The organism is Cellulophaga fucicola (assembly GCF_900119145.1).
GTDB lineage: Bacteria > Bacteroidota > Bacteroidia > Flavobacteriales > Flavobacteriaceae > Cellulophaga > Cellulophaga fucicola.
Genome location: NZ_FPIY01000004.1, coordinates 114,523 through 137,319, shown reverse-complemented (window position 1 = coordinate 137,319; position 22,797 = coordinate 114,523). Strand labels below are relative to the sequence as shown.

At 31.0% G+C, this 22,797-nt stretch carries 23 protein-coding genes; 2 read left to right on the top strand and 21 right to left on the bottom strand.

The window, feature by feature from the left end:
* Positions 1–31: 31 nt before the first annotated feature.
* Positions 32–637, bottom strand: a complete 606-nt coding sequence (locus tag BT107_RS13630; RefSeq protein WP_139254326.1) for a hypothetical protein — start codon at positions 635–637, stop codon at positions 32–34.
* Positions 638–883: 246 nt separating this feature from the next.
* Positions 884–1,846: a tRNA dihydrouridine synthase gene (locus BT107_RS13625; protein ID WP_072304377.1), complete on the bottom strand. Its 963-nt coding sequence runs from the start codon at positions 1,844–1,846 to the stop codon at positions 884–886.
* A gap of 390 nt (positions 1,847–2,236) precedes the next feature.
* Here BT107_RS13625 and BT107_RS13620 point away from each other — a divergent pair, with 390 nt between their 5' ends.
* A complete protein-coding gene (locus tag BT107_RS13620) occupies positions 2,237–3,778 on the top strand; it encodes a SulP family inorganic anion transporter (RefSeq protein WP_072304376.1) in 1,542 nt (513 codons plus the stop codon).
* Between the two features lie 64 nt (positions 3,779–3,842).
* Here the strand turns inward: BT107_RS13620 and BT107_RS13615 are convergent, their stop codons facing one another.
* The gene (locus tag BT107_RS13615; RefSeq protein ID WP_072304375.1) at positions 3,843–4,895 is read right to left on the bottom strand and encodes a flavin monoamine oxidase family protein; all 1,053 of its coding nucleotides are present in this window, start codon (positions 4,893–4,895) and stop codon (positions 3,843–3,845) included.
* A 155-nt stretch (positions 4,896–5,050) separates the two neighbouring features.
* Entirely contained in the window at positions 5,051–5,857 is an 807-nt protein-coding gene (locus tag BT107_RS13610; RefSeq protein ID WP_072304374.1) for an AraC family transcriptional regulator, read from the bottom strand.
* A gap of 179 nt (positions 5,858–6,036) precedes the next feature.
* On the opposite strand from BT107_RS13610, the gene BT107_RS13605 reads away from it, so the two are divergent.
* On the top strand, positions 6,037–7,545 hold the full coding sequence (locus BT107_RS13605; RefSeq protein WP_072304535.1) for a succinyl-CoA:acetate CoA-transferase ScpC: 1,509 nt from the start codon (positions 6,037–6,039) through the stop codon (positions 7,543–7,545).
* Between the two features lie 29 nt (positions 7,546–7,574).
* On the opposite strand, the gene BT107_RS13600 is transcribed toward BT107_RS13605, so the two are convergent.
* From BT107_RS13600 to BT107_RS13525, 17 genes are all read right to left on the bottom strand, one after another.
* A complete protein-coding gene (locus BT107_RS13600) occupies positions 7,575–8,303 on the bottom strand; it encodes an FAD-binding oxidoreductase (protein WP_072304373.1) in 729 nt (242 codons plus the stop codon).
* 11 nt (positions 8,304–8,314) lie between these two features.
* Positions 8,315–9,175 (bottom strand): SDR family oxidoreductase, encoded by an 861-nt coding sequence (locus BT107_RS13595; protein WP_072304372.1) that lies wholly within the window; start codon positions 9,173–9,175, stop codon positions 8,315–8,317.
* Positions 9,172–9,372: a hypothetical protein gene (locus BT107_RS13590; RefSeq protein ID WP_072304371.1), complete on the bottom strand. Its 201-nt coding sequence runs from the start codon at positions 9,370–9,372 to the stop codon at positions 9,172–9,174. The genes BT107_RS13595 and BT107_RS13590 overlap by 4 nt, the downstream gene beginning before the upstream one ends.
* An 88-nt stretch (positions 9,373–9,460) precedes the next feature.
* A complete protein-coding gene (locus tag BT107_RS13585; protein ID WP_072304370.1) occupies positions 9,461–10,324 on the bottom strand; it encodes a helix-turn-helix domain-containing protein in 864 nt (287 codons plus the stop codon).
* 174 nt (positions 10,325–10,498) lie between these two features.
* A complete protein-coding gene (locus BT107_RS13580) occupies positions 10,499–12,889 on the bottom strand; it encodes a T9SS type B sorting domain-containing protein (protein WP_072304369.1) in 2,391 nt (796 codons plus the stop codon).
* 129 nt (positions 12,890–13,018) lie between these two features.
* Positions 13,019–13,903, bottom strand: coding sequence for a DUF2608 domain-containing protein (locus BT107_RS13575; protein ID WP_072304368.1), 885 nt, complete (start codon positions 13,901–13,903; stop codon positions 13,019–13,021).
* Between the two features lie 121 nt (positions 13,904–14,024).
* Complete coding sequence (locus tag BT107_RS13570) at positions 14,025–14,687, bottom strand: DKNYY domain-containing protein (RefSeq protein ID WP_072304367.1); 663 nt, start codon at positions 14,685–14,687, stop codon at positions 14,025–14,027.
* The gene (locus tag BT107_RS17425; RefSeq protein WP_139254325.1) at positions 14,684–14,878 is read right to left on the bottom strand and encodes a hypothetical protein; all 195 of its coding nucleotides are present in this window, start codon (positions 14,876–14,878) and stop codon (positions 14,684–14,686) included. The genes BT107_RS13570 and BT107_RS17425 overlap by 4 nt, the downstream gene beginning before the upstream one ends.
* A gap of 12 nt (positions 14,879–14,890) precedes the next feature.
* Positions 14,891–15,430 carry a hypothetical protein gene (locus tag BT107_RS13565; protein ID WP_072304366.1) on the bottom strand — a complete coding sequence of 180 codons (540 nt, stop codon included), beginning with the start codon at positions 15,428–15,430 and terminating at the stop codon, positions 14,891–14,893.
* A 192-nt stretch (positions 15,431–15,622) separates the two neighbouring features.
* A complete protein-coding gene (locus BT107_RS13560) occupies positions 15,623–16,417 on the bottom strand; it encodes a hypothetical protein (protein WP_072304365.1) in 795 nt (264 codons plus the stop codon).
* A gap of 180 nt (positions 16,418–16,597) precedes the next feature.
* Positions 16,598–17,314 (bottom strand): hypothetical protein, encoded by a 717-nt coding sequence (locus BT107_RS13555; RefSeq protein ID WP_072304364.1) that lies wholly within the window; start codon positions 17,312–17,314, stop codon positions 16,598–16,600.
* Between the two features lie 57 nt (positions 17,315–17,371).
* Positions 17,372–18,223, bottom strand: coding sequence for an SH3 domain-containing protein (locus BT107_RS13550; RefSeq protein WP_072304363.1), 852 nt, complete (start codon positions 18,221–18,223; stop codon positions 17,372–17,374).
* A 60-nt stretch (positions 18,224–18,283) separates the two neighbouring features.
* On the bottom strand, positions 18,284–19,126 hold the full coding sequence (locus BT107_RS13545) for a hypothetical protein (RefSeq protein ID WP_072304362.1): 843 nt from the start codon (positions 19,124–19,126) through the stop codon (positions 18,284–18,286).
* Between the two features lie 57 nt (positions 19,127–19,183).
* Positions 19,184–19,894, bottom strand: coding sequence for a DUF3592 domain-containing protein (locus BT107_RS13540; RefSeq protein WP_072304361.1), 711 nt, complete (start codon positions 19,892–19,894; stop codon positions 19,184–19,186).
* Positions 19,895–20,202: 308 nt separating this feature from the next.
* Positions 20,203–20,598, bottom strand: a complete 396-nt coding sequence (locus tag BT107_RS13535) for a hypothetical protein (protein WP_072304360.1) — start codon at positions 20,596–20,598, stop codon at positions 20,203–20,205.
* Between the two features lie 370 nt (positions 20,599–20,968).
* Entirely contained in the window at positions 20,969–22,204 is a 1,236-nt protein-coding gene (locus BT107_RS13530; RefSeq protein WP_170854739.1) for a S41 family peptidase, read from the bottom strand.
* A gap of 137 nt (positions 22,205–22,341) precedes the next feature.
* Complete coding sequence (locus BT107_RS13525) at positions 22,342–22,629, bottom strand: hypothetical protein (protein ID WP_072304358.1); 288 nt, start codon at positions 22,627–22,629, stop codon at positions 22,342–22,344.
* Between the last annotated feature and the right edge of the window lie 168 nt (positions 22,630–22,797).

Sequence of the window (22,797 nt, the reverse complement as noted above, 5' to 3'; positions counted from 1 at the left end):
ATTAATTATACACGGTGTTACAGCACGTATTTTATACAATCCACGTTTCTTCTAACTTGTCAATTATCCATTTTCCATTTACTTTCTTAATAAAAACACGAACTCCATGTCCACATTCTCGACCGCAGCTCATTCCACATTCTAAAACTCCAAAGGATTTGGTTGTGTCAAATTGAATTCTAGTCAAACTTGTTAATCCTCCGAAATGAAATGAGTATTCTTTTTTCCATATGTCTTTGCCTTCTGGAAATTCGGAAAGATATTTGAATCGTAATTTCTTGTCTGCTATTAATTTATTTAATTCAATTTTATATTCAGTTGATATGTCGGTTGAACCAAGTGTTAAGTTTTGGTTTTGAAAATGTTTTAAAAGTTGATTTCTTTCTTCTGTTTTTAATGGATATACGGAATCCCTAATTGCAACAACTAATTTTACAGAATCTGCTTTTAGTTCCGCTTTTCTTTTTTCATAATCGGCTAATCCTTTTCCAATTCCAGTTGTGTCAGTTCCAATTATTTCTCCTTTTTCGTTAAAAATTGGTTTTGGTGGTGGTGGCGGTTTAAGCCGAAATTCAAATTGTAACGAATCCATTAAAGCTGGAAATATTTCATAAACGATAGACTGCTCAAATTCCAATTCAGATTGTTTTTTTTCGCAGCAGAATAAAACCAGAATCATTGAAGTTAGTAGTAAAGTTCGTTGTCTAGTCATATGTGCTGTAACTAGTGTATAAACTCAATTTATTGCGTTTATTCCGCCAATATGGGTGTGTAAACGCACAATTGGTTTTCTAGTTGTTAAATTTTCCTACAATTTAGAATTATTTCTTTACATCAAAAAACAAAAAGTATATAAAAACTTTAGAGGGTAATTTGTATGCTGCTAAATACTAGTAATCTTCTTTTCTGTATTTATAATTAAGTCTACTTCTTGTCTATATTTTACAGGGTTAGAGGCCTTTTTAATAGCTTTGTATGTCTTTTGTGGGTTAGATGTAGACTGAGAAAAGAACTCCCAAAAACCTAACATTTTCATTTTTATAGGTGTAGGTCCAGACAAGTACTCGTCGTACTGTTGGTATATAGTATCGTGGAATTCGGCAAAAATAGACCAACGATTTTCAGGGTATTTCGTAGTGTTATTTTTTATCATACTTGGTAAAAAAGGATCTGCAATTAAACCACGGCCAATCATAAAATGGTCAATAGTAGAAAAACGTTCTTTTATTGCCTTAAAAGCAGAAACACTAGTAATGTCTCCGTTGTAATATAATTTGTGTTTGGTACTGCGTATACATTCTTCAAAAGCATCTAAATCTACAGGGCCTTTATAAAGTTGTTTCCCTATTCTGGCGTGTATAGCAATGTTTTTAAGTGGGTAAGAGTCTAATACAGGAAATGTTTCTAAAATCTCTTGTGCATTCTCGTACCCCATTCTCATTTTCATAGAAACTAAAATATCAGTTTCGTTATGTGCCTTATGTAGCACCTCGTTAATTTTTGCAGGATTACAAATTAAGCCAGATCCCATTCCGGATTTTGTAACCATTGGGTAGGGGCAACCTAAATTCCAATTCAATTCCTTATAGCCTAAACTTTGTACGTATTTTACAACAAATAAAAATTCGTCCGGATCATTAGTCATTACTTGCGGAATTACTTCTAAAGTAGTGTTGTTTTCTGGTAATAAATCGTTTTGGTAAGATTGCTTAATTTTTAACTTTCCGTTTAACCTAATGTAGGGCGCATAAAAGGTGTCTATGCCTCCAAAATAATGGTTAAATGCATTACGAAATCTGAAATCTGTAAAACCTTGTAAGGGAGAAGAAAGTAGAGTAGAAGCCATCTTATAATTTAGTTGGGCAAATATAAAACAATTGGTCTATGTTTTGGTTTTTAATAGTACTCTTACGTTTAAAAACAAAGAATACGTAATTTGGGTTTTTTACTATTGATTTTTACAATGTAGTTTTAATTAAGTTCCTTAGGTTTATAACAAACCACAGCAGTTTTGTTGCAGTAATGTTTTCTTTTAAAACATATTGTGTTTTTGATTAAAAAGATTATTTTTGCACCAATATTATGAAAAATATTACTCATTTTACCACAGTTACTCCGCCTTGATTTATAATCTTTTAAGTCGACTTTTTCGATAAACACCTCTGTATAAGAATTTGTATTATAAGTACGTTTTTTTTAAGTAAGAAAACGCCCCATTATTTATTTCTATTATTTTATGAAGAAAGTATTAAATTTATTCGATTTATCACAAAAGGTAAATTACAAGACAGAAATATTAGCAGGCTTAACTGTTGCTATGACTATGATTCCGGAGTCTTTATCGTTTGCTATTTTAGCAGGTTTTCCTCCATTAATGGGTCTGTACGCTTCTTTTATTGCTGGTTTGGTTACTGCTATATTTGGTGGCAGACCAGGTATGATCTCTGGTGGAGCAGGTGCAACGGTTATTGTATTAATTGCTTTAATGAAATCTAACGGTTTAGAGTTTGTATTTGCTGCAGTAATTCTAGCAGGTGTTTTTCAGCTTTTAATAGGTATTTTTAAACTAGGTAAGTTTATACGTTTGGTACCACACCCTGTAATGTTTGGGTTTGTAAACGGTTTAGCCATAATTATATTTATGTCGCAAATAGACCAATTTAAAACATTGGTTAACGGAGAAATGGTTTGGCTTACAGGTACACCAATGCTTATAATGATTGCTTTAGTTGCCTTGACCATTGCAATTGTAGTGTTGTTGCCTAAAATAACAAAAGCAGTACCGTCTTCTCTAGTAGCAATTATTGTAATATTTGTATTGGTATATTTTCTAGGAATAGAAACAAAAACTGTAAAAGATATAGCATCTGTAAGTGGTGGTTTTCCTCCGTTTAGTATTCCTAATATTCCCTTTACTTGGGAAACTCTAAAATTAATAGCTCCTTATTCTATGATTATGGCTGCTGTAGGTTTAACAGAGGGTTTACTTACGCTAAACTTGGTAGATGAAATTACAGAAACTAAAGGTAACGGAAATAGAGAATGTATTGCTCAAGGAGGTTCTAACATACTAAACGGGTTTTTCTTTGGTATGGGTGGTTGCCCAATGATAGCACAAACCTTAGTTAACTTATCTGCAGGTTCTAGAGCTCGTTTGTCTGGTATAGTTGCTTCTTTAACAATTCTTGTAATTGTTTTATTTGGAGCGCCAATAATAGAGCAATTGCCTATGGCTGCTCTAGTAGGAGTTATGATTATGGTTGCAATAGGAACTTTTGAATGGGTAAGTTTAAAAATATTTAATAAAGTACCTAAGAAAGATGTTTTCCTTGTTATAATAGTTGCTTTAATTACAGTTATACTACACAACTTGGCATTGGCTGTTTTGGTTGGTGTTATTCTTTCTGCTTTGTTCTTTGCTTGGGAAAGCGCTAAAAGAATTAGAGCTAAAAAATATATTGATGATGAAGGTGTAAAACATTACGAAATTTACGGACCATTATTCTTTGCGTCTACAACTGTATTTATGGAAAAGTTTGATGTACAGAACGATCCTGAAGAAATAGTGATAGATTTTAAAGAGAGTCGTGTGTCAGATATGTCTGCTATTGAAGCTTTAAATGTAGTAACCCAGCGTTACCATAAAGTAGGCAAAAAAGTAGTGTTAAGACATTTAAGTAAAGATTGTATTCGATTATTAAAAAATGCTGAAGCAATAATTGATGTGAACATTATAGAAGATCCAACATACAAGTTGGTTACAGATAAAAACGAATAAACAATAGTTAATACTATTGAAAAGATAGAAAAAAGGCATTACACACGTAATGCCTTTTTTCTTTTTATATCTCTTGTTGCGCTTGCACTATTTTTTTAGCTGTTGCAGTTGCTGCTAGCACAGCACCATTCATATAACCAGGAAATTCCAAGGCCGACTCAGAACTAGATATTAGTAGTTTATCAGTAAAAAAGGAATTGCTAAAAATAGGATTTCCGTTATTTTGATGCGGAAAAATATAAGCTTCAGAAGCCTTAAATGTATATTCTTCTTTGCTCCATAAATACTCTTGGTATGTTACATACTCTAAAACTCTAGATCCAAAAGTATTTTTTAACTGTTTAATTACAGCCTCTTGCCTTTCTGTACTAGATAGCTGCTTGTAAGCCGAGTTTATAAATCCGCAAAGTGCAAAAGCAGACCTTTTGTGGTCGCAATGGTCATAAAACTCTGTTACAGGTCCTGCGTTACTAAACAAGGTTGCAGGTATATTTTCTTGTTCCCAAAAAGGTTCTTTAAATGTAAGTGCAACTTTTATAGCATCTTCCATCCAAGTATGGGTTTCTGTGGCAATATTCATTAGGTTACTTGGTAAGCCAGGCGTAAATAAAATATTTTTAGACCATAGCTTAGGTGGCAAAGCCAAGACAACTTTCGTGGCTTTAAAGTTATCTTTAGCTTCTACTAAAACCGATTTCTCTTCAAAAGTTACCTTTTTTACAGTTTGGTTAAGCAACACATCGGTAGTATCTAATGTACTAAGCAATGTATTAATTAGGTTAAAAGTACCACCAGAGATTCTGTAACTAGGAGACTCGTTAGGTATTGTAACTAATTGTGGTGGTTGGGCAGAAGATGGTTGGTAAAACACCTTAGAACCCATATATTGCTCAAAGTAGCTAATGCCTAGTTCTTCTAAAAGAGACCTAAGATAGGTATGCTGACTTGTAAACCAAGTTGCACCCATTTCTACAGGAGCTTCATTGGTTTTGTATATTGTATGTATTCTTCCGCCAACCCTATCTCTTGCTTCTAGAACTTTAAAAGGTATACCTTCTTTTTTTAGGTGATATGCAGTTAAAAGTCCAGATAAGCCAGCGCCTATAATTAGTATCATTCAGTAATAATTGTTTAATAATTGTTGTTGTGGTGTTTAACTTTTTAAAGTTAATACATAATAAACCAACTAGTACGTCTGCTGGCTATAACAATGCTTACACTATTTTATATTAAAGATTTCTGTTTTAGCTATTTACTTTAATAATTATATGCTTAAGAATCTGTGTAAATCTCATTAGATTTTCGGTACTCAGAAGGTCGTTTACCCATTATTTTTGAAAAGGTATTGCTAAATGTTGGTAAGCTATTATAGCCTACCATATTTGCAATTTCTGATATATTATAATCCGAATTCATTAAATATTCTAAAGATTTAAATATTCTTAATTGCGTGTAATACTTAATAAAAGACATTCCTAAATCTTTTTTAAATAAACGATATAAAGATTTATCTGTCATACTAAATTTAGAGGCTAATATGGGTAATAAATGTTCTTTATGTATTTGCTCTGTTAGGTAATTAACAATGTTTATTAATCTGCCATCTGTTGCTTGCGGAAGCTCTAAATGTAATGACTTAGAGACTGTTTGCTCTAATAATGCTTTAAAGGCAAAAGCTATAGCAAACTTGTTTTTTTGAGATTTTACGATGTCTCCGTTCCAGTTTTTAGTAAACAGTAACAACTCCATTAATAGATTGTTTACAGGGTAAATGCCTTCTTTTTTATAAAACCTGGTAGTGCTAGATGCGTTGGGGAAATACAAATTACGCATAATAACATTTGGAGAACTTGGGTATATAGCGTGTCTAACTCCAGATGGTATCCACATATAATGTCTTGCTGGTAAGTAATATACCCTGTTGCTAGTTTTAACATGTACAACACCACCTTCTGTATATAAAAATTGTCCTTTGTTATGGCTATGAGCCTCTATAAATGTTTCCCCCATTAAATTATGATAACAAAATATACTTTGAGGGTTTTTGTCAACTTCAGTTAAATAATATTTAGTATTCATACTAATTACAACAATTTTATATAAGTGCACTAAATTAATAAAATAATGTCTTTTTTTAATAAATAGACATTAAATATCCTTCATACATTGCCAATCTATTTTATTAATTACTCAATGTGAGATTAAAAATTAGTGAAATAGTAAATTTTTTAACCTTAAAATTACTAAATACTTATATTATGTGTAAAATCAACTATTCTCCTTATAAAAGCAAAATTAAGTCAGCAGAAGAAGCAGCAATGCTTATTGAAAATAATGATATTTTAGGAGTTAGTGGTTTTACAAAAGCAGGAGATAGTAAGGCTGTTTTGCCAAAAGTAGCAGAAAGAGCACTTCATGAAGATTTTAAAGTTACAGTTTTAAGTGGAGCATCATTAGGTTATGACACAGATGCAAACTTAGCTAAGTACGGAGCTTTACACAAAAGAATGCCTTTTCAGGCAGATGCTACTTTACGAAAAAGCATAAACAATAATAAAGTGCTATACGTAGATCAGCACTTAGGGCAAACAGCAGATATGCTTCAAAAAATAGATACATTTAAAATAGATGTAGCTATAATAGAGGCTGTTTCTATTACAGAAGAAGGGTATATAGTACCCACTACATCTGTTGGTAATTCTCCTATTTTTGCAGATAAAGCAGACAAAATTATTATTGAAATTAATAGAACATTACCAGACAGTTTAATAGGTTTACACGATATTAAAGTGCTTAAGAAACAACCTAATAGAGAGGTTATTCCTGTGCTTAATTCTACAACCAGAATAGGCAAGACATATATAAAAATTGATCCAAAAAAAGTTGTAGCTATTGTATATACAGATATTCCAGATAGTCCTGCTGTAATTTCTGAACCCGATGAAAAAACGAAAGCAATTTCAGATCATATTCTTAATTTTTTAGGTAAAGAAGTAGATCAAGGTAGGTTAACAGAATCTTTATTGCCGTTACAAGCGGGTATTGGTAAAACAGCTAATGCTATTTTATCTGGTTTTAAAAATAGTAGATTTAAAAACCTAACAATGTATTCAGAGGTGTTACAAGATAGTACTTTTGAGCTTTTTGATTCGGGAAATTTAGCATTTGCTTCTGCCTCGTCTATAACCGTAACAGAAGATTGTTACCGCAGGGTTTTTAATGACTTTGACAAGTATAAAGATAAGTTGGTATTAAGGCCACAAAACATTAGTAATTCTGCTGAGGTTATTAGTCGTTTAGGTGTAATTGGTATTAATACAGCTATTGAGTTTGATATTTATGGTAATGTAAACTCTACCCACATAACAGGTACTAAAATGATGAATGGTATTGGCGGTTCTGGAGACTTTGCAAGAAACGGTTATCTAAGTATTTTTGCGTGCCCTAGTATGTCTAAAGCTGGGAGTATATCTCATATTGTGCCTATGGTTTCTCATACAGATCATACAGAGCATGATGTAGATGTTTTGGTAACAGAACAAGGCTTAGCAGATATTAGAGGTTTAGCTCCAGTAGAAAGAGCAAGACTTATTATTAAAAATTGTGTTCATCCAGAATATAAAGAGCAGTTATTAAAATATTTTGAAGATGCATACAAATTAGGAGGCCAAACGCCACATATACTTAAAGATGCTTTTAGCTGGCATACACAACTAAAAACTAAGGGAACAATGAAAATTGAGGAACTAGTAGCTAGTTATTCTTAATTAATTTAAGAACCTTACTCTTAAAAGTATTACTCCAAACCTTTTTTATCGGGATTCCAAAAGGGTTTGGTTTTAATTAGCTTAGTATCCCATTGTAACTCTTTTCTAAAAAAGGAATTTAGTACAATACACAGTCTACTATCACCAGCAATGTAAACCATCATTTTTCCTTTTAAAACGGGAATAATTTCTTTTATTTTTGAGATAATTTCTTCACTTGGGTTTTGGGGTAACTCATAAAAGGTAAAAGGAGAAGTACCATTAACATCTGGAAAAAAATCACTTTTATCCTGACTGTACACAATGCCGTGTACTTGTTTGTTTTTTCCAATATTTCGGTGAATCATATACAGGTGAGATAGGGCAGACAAATCGCCAATCATTATATAACTATCTGCAGTATCATTGGCTAAAAAGTTTCCTTTTTTATTTTTAAAATAAACAGTATCGCCAGGCTTACATTCTTTTACCCACTTCGTTCCAATACCATTACTATGGGTAGCAATGGCTATATCTAAAAAGCCTTCAGTTTGGTTGTTATTCCATATACTGTAACTTCTTATTTTGTCTTTCATAGACAATTGTTCTTTACCAATACCAATACCCATTCGTAAAAAAGAACCAGGTATAAAGTTTGCTTTTTTTATAGCATCACTCTCCAATCTAATTTTAAAAGCTGTTTTAGAAAGAGCAAGCTTTTCTGTAATTACAGCCTCATCTAAGACTACTGTTTTTATAATGTGTTCTAAGATGCTCATTTGCGTGTAAATTATTTTGTAGAATGCTTTAGCTGATAATCTTGTATCATTTGTAGAGGAGATATATGAGATCTTCCTGCTGCTTTTTTATAATCTGATGGCACATTGTTTACGCCGCTTTTAATACCTTCATAAATACCAGCAATTACAGTTCCTATAAAATCACCTAGAGCAGCTTGGCGTTCCTTTTTGTACTCGTCTACAGAGACAGCAACGTATTTTAAATTAGTGCCAAAAACCTGATTAATATATGTTGCTAGTTGCGTTTGCGTAATAGCTTCACCTACCAAATTGTATGTGTTTCCATTGTGCTTATCACTTAATAACATTTGTGCATAAGCAACACCTAATTCTTCTCTACTGGTGTAACCACATTTGCCCTCGTTGGCGCAATTTCTAATTTCGCCTTCTTTTATATAAGTACCTAGATACTCTAAATCTGGTTCTATATAAATGCCATTTCTACCAATTACCCAATCTAAACCAGATGTACTTACGTCTTCTTCTGTTTGTCGGTTGCTTTGTACTATAGGACTAAATGCCGTGTTAATATCATCGCCAACAATACTTGTGTACACTATTTTTTGCACGCTATTATATGTAGCGGCTTCAATTACATTTCTGTGTTGTTGTATTCTTTTTTGAGGTTCATCCATACCAGAAACAAGTAGTACAGCATCTACACCTTTTAAAGCGATATTAAAATCTTCACGACTGTTATAATCGCCTTTTCTAACTTCTACGCCAAGGTGTTTTGCCTTTTCTGGAGTCCTTGCTATGGCTATTACATTATCCTTTCCAATTTCAGTTATCAATGTTTTTACAATAGCAGCACCTAATTGTCCGCTTGCCGATGTTACTGCAATTTTCATTTTGTTTCCGCTTTTAATATTTCTAATTCTTCTTGAAGCTGTTCTGCTTTAGCTTTAAACTTTTCCATAGCCTTTTTTAGTTGACCAATTTTTTTAAAAGCTTCATCGTCTTGTACGGCCTCATAACTTATTTTACCGTCTATTTCTTTTATTTTAGAATTGCTGCCACAAGTAGGGCATTTTGCTACTTTGCTCATTGTTTATTTTTAAACAAAGTTGACAATTTAGCTCGTTTTGTAAAAGGTAAATCCCCAACTAAAAATGGTAAATATGATACCAAACTTCTTAAAGCGTTGCTTTATATTCTTTAGGAGAAAGATCTGTGTGGTTTTTAAAATATTTGGTAAAGTTGGTAACTTCATCAAACCCACTTTGGTAAGCTACCTCTTTAAGACTTAGGGAACTACTAAATATACTTCGTTTTATTTCTAAAATCACATAGTTATCTATAAAGTGCTTTGCAGTGTTTAAAGTAACATCTTGTACTATTTTATTTAAATGCTTAGAAGAAATATGTAATAGTGCTGCGTAATCTTTTACATTTCTAGTTTTGGTGTAATTTTTTTCAACCAAATTTTTAAAGTCAAAAAAGAGTTCTTGGTGCTTTTTTGTTCCTTTTTTTTGAATCGATTTATGTGCGAGACGCTCTAGTTTTAATAAGTAAATCTCTAGAATTTTAGATATAATCTCTTTTTTAGCATAAGTGCTTTCGGTTTGAATTTCCTGAGTTAACTGTTCTAAAAAAAAATCGTTAAATGTACTGTTTTCTACCAAAGGGTCAGAGATGTGGTAGTTGTACAAATGCGAAATAAAATTAACGGATGACTTTGAAAAATAACGTAAAACGAAGTCTTCTGTAAATACAACTAAGTAACCATTGTAGCTGTAATCTTTTTGAAAAGCGTGTACTTGACCCTTAGCAATTTTAAGTACAGATCCTTTACGTATGGCATAATCTTTTAGATCTACCTGATGTATTCCTGCGCCTTCGGTAACAACAAGCAATGCAAAAAAGCCAATTCTATGTGGTTCTTTTGGGTTGTGGTTTGGGTCTTTGGCTATTCTAGTAAATAGTTCTGCCAAAGGAAGAAATTCAATTTCAGTGGCTCCCTCGCTACTTTTAAAAGATATGTTTGGGATTGTGTTCACTGTTGTTTTTTATAGGTGTTTTGTTTTTAAAACTAGTAATTTTAATACGTAATGTGCGTTTACTTTTAAAAGTATTAAAAATTTGATAGATCTTGTTGTTTTAACAAGTCTAAAATGTAATATATCAAATCTTGCAACAGATTAATTATTTAGTAGGTATTGTATAAGTATATATTACCTTTTTAATGAAAAATGACCTTTAATTGTTTTTTCTGAAGATAATACAGCAAAAAACCAATAGTCACTAGAAGGTAATAATTTTCCGTTATAGGTTCCGTCCCATTTTGGCGACCCTGGGTATAGTACTTTTAATAGTTTACCATAACGGTTATAAATTGATATAGATTCTGCGCTTATTTTCTTTGGCCAAAAATCGTTTATGCCATCACTATTAGGTGTAAAAAATGGTGGGTAGTCTAGGCTAACATCTGTACAAGGACTGGTAATTAACTTAAAAGAAGTTTCTTTATAACAACCAGGATCAGTATTACTGCTTACTCTTACAATTATTTCTTCATTTAGGTATTTGTTTGTGTAAGGATTTGGTAGCGGGCTAGGTAATATATCACCATTGTTGTTGGTGTAAGTAACCGTTACATTTGTTTGGCCCGCTAAAACAGTTGTTTCTACTGTAGAGGTGTCAAAAAACTCAGATATGTTGTTATTGTCTGTATCACACCCAATTATATCTAGCGTTAGATTGGCAATAATGGTAGATACAATTAGCTTAAATGTTGTTTTTTTAGAGCAAGAGGAACTAGCATTATTAACTTCTACTTTAATAACTTCTTGGTTGCTAATTTTGTTTTTGTATGTTGGTAATTCTGCATCCGGAATTTTATCTCCGTTTTCATCATAAAAATCGACACTTATGTTATTTGGGTCAAGTAAAAGATTAGATTTTATTGGAGTTAAATTAAAAATAGCAAAGCCATCTTCATCATCATCGCAAATAGTTATATCGCTTATTGGAGTTATAGATGTAGAAGCGGTTACGGTTACATTAATAATTTTTGTTTCTGAGCAATTAGAATTATCCGAAATGGTAACATTATAAGTCCCTGCATTTATAGAAGATACATTGCTTATAACAGGGTTTTGTACAGTACTTGTAAATCCATTTGGACCTGTCCAGTTATAGTATACTCCAGTTGTTGCAGTTAACTCTAAATTGCTGCCAGAACATACTGCTGTAGTTGTGCTGTTAGGAGGGTTATAATCGTCAGTATCCATCTGGAATTTAAGCATCCAGTAATCCCGTAAACCATTACTATTTTCTGTTTTATTGCCTGATGTATTAGAAGCAGACCAACCACCAACAGTATAACTACCGTCATTAGTTTGTAACACTGTTGTTAAATTGTCTATGTTATTGCCACCAAAAGATTTGTCCCACTCAAGGTTACCAGTTTCATTAAGTTTTACAACCCAATAATCTCTATTACCGTAAGATGCTTCCGTTTTATAGCCAGTATTTTCAGAAAAAGAAGCCATACCCAAAATAAAACCGTTATCATTTGTTTCTCTAATATTACCAAAAAATTCAGTGTCATTACCACCTATGGTTTTATCCCAAATTAGTTGTCCGTTAGTATCTATTTTTATAACCCAAGCATCCGTAGAATTACAAAAAGAGTTTTCAGTTTTTTCTCCGGAGATATTTGAAGCAGATTCTCCTCCAATTACAAAATTTCCGTCTGATGTTGTATGTATAAAATATGCGCCATCACCGTTATTACCTCCGTATGTTTTTTGCCAAATAATATTTCCTGTAGCATCAATTTTTAAAACCCAATAATCTTTTAGTCCTCTAGAGTTTTCAGTTTTTTCTCCTGATATATTTGAGGAAGAAAATCCTGCCAATATAAAATTACCATCATTAGAACTAACTATAGATTTTAAAATATCGATATCACTGCCACCATAAGTTTTTTGCCACTCTTCATTTCCGTCCGAGTCAATTTTTATAACCCACAAATCATTTAGTCCTCTAGAATTTTCACTCTTATCACCAGAAATATTTGAGTCAGATTCTCCTCCCATTAAAAAACCGCCATCTTGGGTTTCAATTATGCTCCAAAGCCTATCTGTACCAGAACCGCCAAATGTTTTGTCCCAAACAATATTTCTAGCGGCATCTAGTCTTACAACCCAGTAATCATCACCCCCTCTAGAGTTTTCTGTTTTGTCGCCAGATGTGTTAGATGCGCTATAACCACCAATAATATAACCACCATCTTTAGTTTGTTTGGTAGAGGTTGCATACTCTGTGGCATTACCACCAATAGTTTTTTGCCATATAATGCCGCCAGTAGCATCATCTAGTTTAAGAATCCAATAATCGTTATTTCCTTTGGTGTTCTCAGTTTTATCGCCAGAAGTATCAGAATAAGAATAACCCCCTAATATATAATTTCCGTCTAGAGCTATATCTGTTGAAAAAAGCCACTCATTGCTAGAGCCACCAATAGTATTTTGCCACTGTATAGTTTGCGAGTTGCTATTAATTGAAAATAGGTAGAAGATTATAAATAAAAGGTAGGCGCTTTTAAGGTGGTTAATCATTCTTAAATGAGTTCTTAGGTTTGGGATTGGTTTTTTTATACGAAATTACATACAAAATAGTTGCATTATTTTTTTTGATGTAATAAAGTTCCTAATTTATAAAATTAATGCTAATTAAAAAAAGTAATTTTAATTAGGACTAACACATTTGTTTTTACTATTTCTACCAGGAAAAATAGTATTTAAGGTTTCGGTTAGTTTATCCCAGTCTGCAGCCATTTTTTTGGCTTGCTTTTTAGTTATTAATACACCGCCATTTGCTATTTTTCTATCCCTAACTATTTTGTCATAATAAAAAACAGTAAAGTCAATATTGATATTGTCCTTATATTTTTCTGTAACGTCTATTATATTTTTTTCAGAATCATCAACAAAAATTATAGATTTAAAAGTCTTACCAGTTCTACCAAGAATATGCGCTATCATATCTCCTTTGTTCATCCCAGTAGTCATCATCAGTCCGTCTTCATAACTCATTTCTCTATCTAAAGTGTAATTGTATGTTGCTATAGAACCATCAATTTGTTTTAAAGGAGATTTAGATAAATCTATACCATTTTTTAGAAGCTCTCTTTTTGTTGCGGTTCTGTATCTTGGACTTCTAGATGTTAATGCAAAAACAGTAGTGCCGTTTTTTTGCCAATTATTTATGTATTGCGGAATTAGAGTGTCTGTTAACCTCATTGTACCTAACTCGTATAACAGGCCAATAACATCTTCGTAGAAGCAGTTTTCAATTTTTTGTTTTTTTGTAGGTATTGCGTCTTTAATTTTACCCCTTTGCCAATTATACCAAATATCGCCGCCAAGGTCTACATTGCTTGTTAATAGTGTGTTGTCTATATCTACAATAACAAGTACGTTTTCTATTCCGTATTCTTTACTTTTTTTAGCTACAAGGTTGTTTACGTCTTTAAAACTAAAAATAGTACTATCTTTTAGTGTTTGTGCTTTAAGAACTCCGGTGATTAGGACAGTTAATAGAAGAAGAACTAAGTACCTATTTTTATTCATAACACAGTATTTATATAATTTTAAATTAAAGCGATTAAGCAAAAAAGCGTAGAGTAGCGGCTATAACTAAACGTGCTTGTTTACGGGTTCAAAATTACATATTTTGCTTTTATTTTAGGCTTTAAAGTCTTTTAAGTTCGGCTATTTTATCTTTTACTATGCCATCACTTATTTTACTTGTATCTATTTTGTCGTCCCAGAAATAAAAGCCATTCTTATCTTTTGCAAAACAACCAATTCCTTTTTTTGTTTTAAACGAGTTATAATCAACATTGTCCATTACCATAGCTCTCTCGCCAAAAATATGATTTTTATCCTTGGCGTAGCAATCGCCTAAAATTTTAAAAGTAGCAGCATCAGCTTCTTCTACTATCCAAAAATTTCCGCCATCAGACATTACATAATGTGTGTAAATATGGTTTTTATCTTTGTAAAAGGAGCTTCCAAGAAATTGAAAACTTGCTGTGTCTATTGTTGCTTTTATAGACTCTCCGTCACAACAAACTTTGGTTATATACCTGTTAGTATATATACCTTCTAGGGTTGCTTCTTGTGTCTTAATTCCTAGCTCTCCATTTTTATTAATCCAAAGGTTAGATTTAAATTTTTTCCAATTTAGCGTAGTATTTAAACTATCTATTTTATTTTTTCTATAATTTATTCTTTCAATTCTTTTGTTTGATATAGAATCTTTGTAGGCCGAATTATCTTGTGTTTCATTTTGTCCAAAACTTAAAAAGCTAAAAAACAAAAAATATATAATGTACTTAACGTCTTTTTTCATTCTAATTTATATTTAAGTTTTGGTGTGTAGAGTAGGTCAGGAGATGCTTTTATGTTAGCATTACAATGCTGTTGAGGTGTGTGTTTATTTATTTCTATTCTGTTACTTAGCTCAGATGTACCAGCATCTTTTTTATCCAATTTGTAAGGAAAGATAGAAAGACAAAAAAATAATAAGAAAATCTGTTTCATTGGTTCTTAGGTTTATTTTAAATCTATAGACTTCCATTTTCCTTTCTTAAAAAACATATTTTTAAATTTAGGAGAGTCAAAAACCAGATAAAAACTCCAGGCCTTTCTATACGTTGTAGGGTTGCTTGTTATAATATGGTGCGTTGGTTTTTCCATATCTATTATAAGCCTTGCCGAGTTATAAGGTTTGGTTGTGCTTATTTTTCCTTTGTATGTTTTGGTAATGGTTTTATTTTCTGTTGTGTAAAAATAAATTGAGTCATTTTCTTTAATTTCAAATCTAAAATGATTGTACTGCCAATCTGTTTGTTTTCCTTTAAAATAGGCTCTATTAATTACATATTCTCCGTAATAATCTTCTTTGTCTAACTCTGTTTTTGCTGTTAGCCATTGTGTTATTCCAGAAAGTAATGTAAGTCCAAAAATTCCAAGCCAAATAAAACCTAGTATTTTCCCGACTATATTTTTTTTAGATAAAATCCAAAGAATAAATAGTATACCTGTTAGGGGAAGAAGAATAAAAATGACCAATAAATTAAACCCAAATCCCATAGTAAGTTATTATACGTTTAAAAGGTTTACTTAATCTACCTTTTCTAATTCAAATGGTATTTCTATTTCTCGGCCAAAAACCATTACATTTATTTTATTTCCGTTTTTCCGGTATTTATTTTTTTGTAGCATCGTTAACCCATTCAGAAACTAATTTCCAACCAGGTTCTTCGGTATTTATTAACTTGCTAATTAATCATAATACACATACTCGCGCGTTGTTGTAGTTTTTGGGGGTTGACCAACTTCGTATTCTGTTTTTTTAATCCAATTATCTTCATCATCATAGACATAATCATATCGCCATTCTGTATCTAATTCATCATCGGCATTATAGATGTTTTCTATAATAGGATTTCCTTTATCGTCATAAGCAAATATATGGTAAAGAGTTAATTCGCCATTTGCGGGACTAAATATATTTACTTGTATGTTATTGCCATCTTCATCATATTCATAGGTTTTTCTACTTATAACTCCCTCTGGGTTATGAACATATCTCTCTTTAGATTCTACTCTGTTGCCGTTTTCATCATTTACTAACAAACGATATAATGTTAATTCATCATTTGAATTAAAAATAGAGTGTTTTATTACATTCCCTTGTTCATCGTATTCGTAAATCCATTTATAAGATACGTGACCATTAGCGTAGATATTTTTTTTGTCTATTAACCTACCATCATCTGTATAACGGTTAATAAATTGATAATCTAAACTACCATCTAATTTATAGTTGTTTTCTTCTAGCATATATCCTTTTTCATCATAATTTTTTTGGATGTTTTTATAAGGATATTCTTCTTTTGCGTCATTTATAAACTCATAAGATTTTTCAGTAAAAGATGTAACTTCACCTTTTAAATTATCTTTGGTCCAGTCGTTATTATCATCTTTACTTGTGCAACTATTAAAAAATAGTAGAAGAGTAATTGCTAAAACAACATTTGGTAATCTGTTTTTAATTTGCTTAAAATATATTGACATGCTTTTTATTTTTTAGGAGATATTTAGTTTTTTATTCATCATATTAAATAGTAAGGTGCTACTTTATTTTCTTGTAAAACTATATGGTTTAAACTATAGTTATGGTGTTAGCTTTTTTTTACTATAAATTATGGATTAAGTATTGTCTTTTTTGAGATTTACAACTAGGTTTTAAGCCCTTTAATTTTTTGGTTTTTGTACCCATCCAAGATTGGAGTATGTATCATTTTGTTTAATTAATACCAAAAGCCAATTTTTTTCTTGGTTTAGTACAGTAACATATTCGTTCTCTATTGTCCCAATAACATTTCCATTTACTTTTTCACCTGTACAAGGATCTTTTGTAATAACATCATCTAGCTCTGGTGTACTTCTTAAAATCCCGGATATTGTTTTAGCATATAATTTGTCTGACGCTGTAATAATTGTTTTATCATGAAACGATATTGTACTTTCCTCAACAGCAGATGTATTGTTAATAGTTACTTTTATTAAGCTAGAATAATAGTCACAACAGCAACTAGGATTGTAACTATGTATTTCTGTGCCATTTGTGTTATTTGTTATTGATAGTATTTTGCCAGGAGCATCATGCACAAGTTGAAACCCTTTTTTACTATTTAAAAATATGGCTGTTTGATGATATGGTTGACACGTTCCAGTAAATATAAGATCTTTTAAGCCATCATTATTTAAATCTTGTACGTGCCAATTATTTCCAAGTTCGTTAGTGTCACAATAATATGTAGGTACTTGTATTTTGGAAATACCCGTAGAATCTACCTTAAAATTAGATGTAGTTTTCAGTAAACCAATTCTAATTTTAAGTGCATTAAAATCTTGACTAAATAAACTTATTGAACTTAAAAAAAATACGATTGTAATTAAATGTTTCATAGTACTAAATGTATTAAAAGTCGTTAGTAAGTTGTATTGTTTTAATTAACGATAGTTTTATGAATCTATCTCATACAATTTTGGAAACTCAGGATAATAAGATAACCATTGTACTGTTGTTGTTTTTCCCTCAAAGGATTTATAAATTCCTATTACGGTTATTATATCTTCACCATCTACTGTTTTTTCTTCTATAGTGTAGCCTAATTGTTCTTTGTCTTTTATTATTTTTTTAATCAATTCATTATTAGAATTAACTATGTAGTTTTCAACTTCTAAATAGAGTTTATTTAAGTAGTCTTCTGTGTAACTATTTGTATATGTGTATTTTATTTCTTTTTTATATGTTTCTCTAAAGTTAGCAATTTTACCATTTTTAATTTTTTTAGAAGCTATAATAAAATCAACTAGTTCTTTTCTGTCTCCTTCACCAGCAATATAAATAACACCAGTTTTCCATTCAATTTCAATACTATCTCCTTTTAAATAGCTGCGTCCTTCTTCGGTATTAATAAAGCCGTGGAAAGAGCTGCCTTTTGATGTTGCTATTACGGGATAATCAAAATTATCATTATAATGAAGGAAATTGAATGTGTCTTTTTGTTTTGGTTTGGATAAAAAGCCACTAAAAACATAGCCGGTAAGCTCTTCGTTACTATCAGAGTTACCGGTTACTTTGTACCATTGTCCTTTTATTTTTTTTCCGTCGTCAGTTACTTCAAAAAATAGATCTGTTTTAGTTAATACCGTTACTTTTTCAGCATAATTAAATTTCCCTGTTTTTTTAGCGTCCAAACTAGAATTTTCCCTAACGTTTAAGCCGCTTCTTGCAGTAACAAACAAATTGGTTTGGGCAAAAAGAGGTGTAATTTGAATGAAAATTATAAATGCTAAGACAATTTTTTTCATATTAATTATTTCTTTTGGTGTAAGTAGTTTTTAATGATTTTGCTTATTATTGGTATCATCTTAAGCTTTTTTGTCTTTGTTTTGTGCTTTCATATATCTAGTATATATAAAAAATTCTAGCAGCGGAAAAGCCATAATAATGAGCAATAAAAAACACAAAGATTTTACCATAGACTTGTATTGCGACTCTAGCATTGTAGAAAACCAATTGGTTAGCTTGTCTTTTACAGCAATTTCAATATCATTATAACCTACGTCTAATAAAATTTCCATAGCAGAACTAAACTCATTATAGGGTAGGGCTTCATTAATGTTAATATGTGCTTTGGCACCAGCAACATTAAGCATAGCGTACATACCTGTTGTGTAAATTTCATCCCCGTATTCATCAATTAAATAAAGAGAAAGTTTGTTTTTACCTGCGTCAATAACAGAGTTTCCGGTATTGTAATTAACCGCAGATATTTTTAAAATATCAGATAAATAATTAGACCCGGTTCTAGCTTCTTTTGCAGCCTCTTGCAATCTTTTTATAAAATCGTTTTTGCTTTCTTCAGAGTCAAAAGTATAGTCTATGCTTACATCATACAAACCGTTAACTACAATTGCTTTTTCCTTATCTATGATTTTATAAACGCCTCTTAAAAAACCAATTTGTCCAAAAATGTACATAAATAAACCTATTATAATTGGTATGTAAAGCTTTACCAACCAATTATAATATTTTGGTTTTCTTTTAAGGACTCCTTTTTTGTGTAAAATAACAGCATATATAATAGATAAGAAAAGTCCAATTATTAAAAACAAGATACTATTAAGTATTAGCGTTCCTGTGTGCGGAAGAATAATGTCTTTAGTGATGCTCCAAAGTAGGCTCCAATCTATATCTTTTATGTATTTCATATCTGAAACTAATTATGTTAACACTCTAGATTTTATAAAATGATGTCTTATGGTTTTTTACCCAGCTACTTTTGGTAAAAATGATAAGTCTACGGCATATTTTTTAGGGTCTTTTTTATCTATTAAAACATTTATTTTATCTGTTTTAATAAAGTCAGTAGGATCAAACCAAATATTATCACTTGTAAAAAGGTGTAGTTCAGATGTTGTAGGGTTTTGCCATTGAGACACAACTACATAAGGATTTTGCCCATTAACAGCAAGAGTGGTGTTTAGAGTTACATTCTGAAAATCTGACTCTATCCTTGTCCCGTGAGTTTTTAAGTGTTTTAGCATATTTTTTTTCTTTACGCTAGAAACAATTATACCAAAACCAATTAAGAAAACAATAAGGCCTAAGATTCCTAATATCATAGCACCTCCCCAAAGCGAGAAAAAGCCTTTTATTTTAGCTTTATTTGGTGATTCTGGATTGTAAATAACATCTACCTTTTCATTAACACTATAACTTGGTGGGTTACTACTTGTAGATGATGCAAACTCTACCTCTGTTCCTTTAGCATCTGTAAATGCTACCAATGGCTTGTACATTATAGAGTTGTCTGACGAGCTTTTAGAACGCGATTCTAACAATTCTATTACTGTACCTTGAGTTTCTACAGATTTCTCTATAAAATCGCTAGTGCTTTTATAAAGAAAAAAGGTTCCTACTAGCATACCTGCTCCTATAACAGTTAAGACGTATTTTACAATATTTAATGCTTTCATTTTTAGTTTTTTAGTTATTTATAAGATTATAGTTGATGTAATTAGGTGAGGGTTTTAAACCAATTGCTCACCTAATAACACAAACATAGGAGTAATTGTAAGGGTTTTAATTGGTAAACCTATATTCGTACTAGTTGAATATATATTTGATATAATGGAAAGTATTCATAGCTTGCTGTGTAGCTTTAAATGTGCAACACAAGTCTTAGTTGTGCTGTTGTTTGTTGTAGTTTTTTACTTGCTCTAGAATCTTTTTTTTTATACAAAACCTTTTTGTGTGTGGTATGTAGCTTAGTTAAACAGCTAGTTTATATTTTCGATTTGTAATTTATTCTGTCTTTATTCTTATTATTAAATAAATAATAAATTCCCATTGAGAGTATAAAACATAGAATCCAAGAAATTAACTCAGCATTTGGTAAATAGTAGTCGTTATGTCTCCAGTTTTGTAAAATTAGATAATAAATAGGAGTTGTTATTGTAAGTGCAAATCCAGTCAATATTGTTCTTAATTTATGTTTTTTAATGACTAATTTTTTAATCATATAAACTATTGGAAAGTAAGAAAGGAGGCTCACAATTATAGTTGTTAAGTTGTAAAATGCAGAAGTCTGTATAATACTCCAAAAACTCCAATCAGAAATGGTAGGGTAGTTCTTTAATGCTAGAGATAGTGCAGACTCACTTGTTAAATTATACTTCATTAACAGGAAGTAAAAAATTAAAAATGATAAGTCTTTAACTAAAATATGTATTGGAAATAATTTCAATGTTTGATACTTTTAATTCCATCTTTTTTAGTGCTAATTACTCTTTTGTCAACGTATTTTTTTCAATTTTAAAGAAGAAGGAATAGTTTTTATTATGTTCAGTTTTCTTAGTATAGGGGAATGTCTATTTAATAAATTAGCATTTACTTTTTCTGTTTTTCCTTGATAGTATTAAATAGTAGTATCATTTAACTATAAGTTATAGATTAAATTATCTTTTTTTTAAAATTACGTATACCCTATTTGTATAAGAATAGTTTGGTGCTTAAACCCCTAATTTAGTAATTATTTGTACCCTTTGTGCTTAGTTGTTACTCTTAATATAGTTCTTTAATTGTTCTATCCAATCAGAATTCATATCGTATGTAATCTCTGGCTCAATTCCTGTAGATTCAAATGCTAGGTAGTCCGAGTTCTTTTTAGAGCTAAGTACAGCTATAAAGTTACCACAGGGTAGCGTGTAACTTTCCGCCTTTATTTCATAGGCGAGAGTACCATTAGTTCTAATGCCAAAAAGTTTGCAGTTCTCTAAATTACGTAGTCTATTGGCAAATTGTTCTGCGTTGCTTACCGTTCTATGATTAATTAATACATAAATCTTATTTTTTTTAGCGTAGTCTTTTAGTAGCTTGTATATAATATCAGAGTTACGGTCACCACCACCACCATTATTTCTTAGATCAACAATTAAGTTACTTTTATTTAGATTCCCTTCTAAGGTTTTATAGAATTTTTCGGCATCAGATAAAGTAGGGTACCAAGAGTTAAAGCTACCTATTTTTAGGTATGTGGTTTCATTAGAAAGCTCCTCTCGGTAATAGGTATCTTCAGAGGGCATTTTTGCAGCATAATTTGTTTCAGAAATATCTTTCTGAAAGCCCATAAAATAAAAGAAACCATTTTCTATTCTTTCTGTATAAGCAATTAACCTCTTAGATGGTGTGCTACCTCCAATGCTTAATAGATAATCATTACCAAACGGAATTAGAACATACATAATTTCACCAACTTGCCAAACATCAGACTCAGATTCTAGAATAATGGCCTTATAACTTTCCTTGTCTTCATTTTTATAGACACCAATAGTCATATAATTTTTTCTTGTGTAGACACCTTCTAGTTCCATTTTTGTTTTAGAGTTCAAGACTGCTCTTAAACTATCTAAATCAATATTTGGTTTTGGGTACGCATTAAAAAGGGCAGATTTTTTAAAATTATTTAACTCATCAGGACTTGCTTTTACTTTGTCTGTAGCTCCTAAATCCACACCATAAATTTTACTGTGATTGTCGTTTAAAGAAATTAATAATTTATTTAGTAAAGTATAACAATCAAAAACTGAATTTATAGACGTTACTTCTTTTGCAATTTTTGAATACGAAGTGTTGTATGCTTCTTTATTTACTTTGTAGGCGGGTGTTTTTCTTATTTTGCTGTCTAAAAAGGTTAAATCAGTCTTGCAACTGCAATCTTTGTCTTGCGAGTAAACACTTGTTGTTAAGTTACTTAAGAGGAATAATAAAAATATTCTACTTTTCATTTTGGTTAAATTAATGCAACGGTCTTTTACAAGAATAGTTGGGTGGTTAAGCATCTAATTTAATAAATAAAAATTGAATAGAAAATCAGTGTAGTTTTGTAAATAGCATAGAACCAGTAAATTAATTGTGTATTTTACTAAGTGTAAATTTTAATAAATGTTTTAGAATTTTTAAATACTTCAAATCTAATTTCACTTCCTATACTTAAACTAGAAAAACTTTGCGTTTTAGATGTTATAGAACGGGGATTACCCGCCTCTAGCTTTAGATAGTAATTACCTTTATGATAACCTGCTCGGCTAACAATACCATATTGCCTTAATTTCTTTTGTTCTAGTACATCTTTTTTTAGTTCGCCAATTTTTAAGGTTTTAAAGGCTATAAAAGCAATAATACCAGTAACAACAAATAAACCTAAAAGCATATTAAATAAACCGTATGTATTGTATAGGCTAACTTCGTTTTTATCTGGAAGAGCAAATAGACCTGAGTAGATTACAAAAAGGACAGTAACCCAAAGTATTATATTGCGTTTAGACTTCTTTAAATGTTTTTTTAAAAAGGTAATTTCAGATCTAGTTCTTGTGTTTCT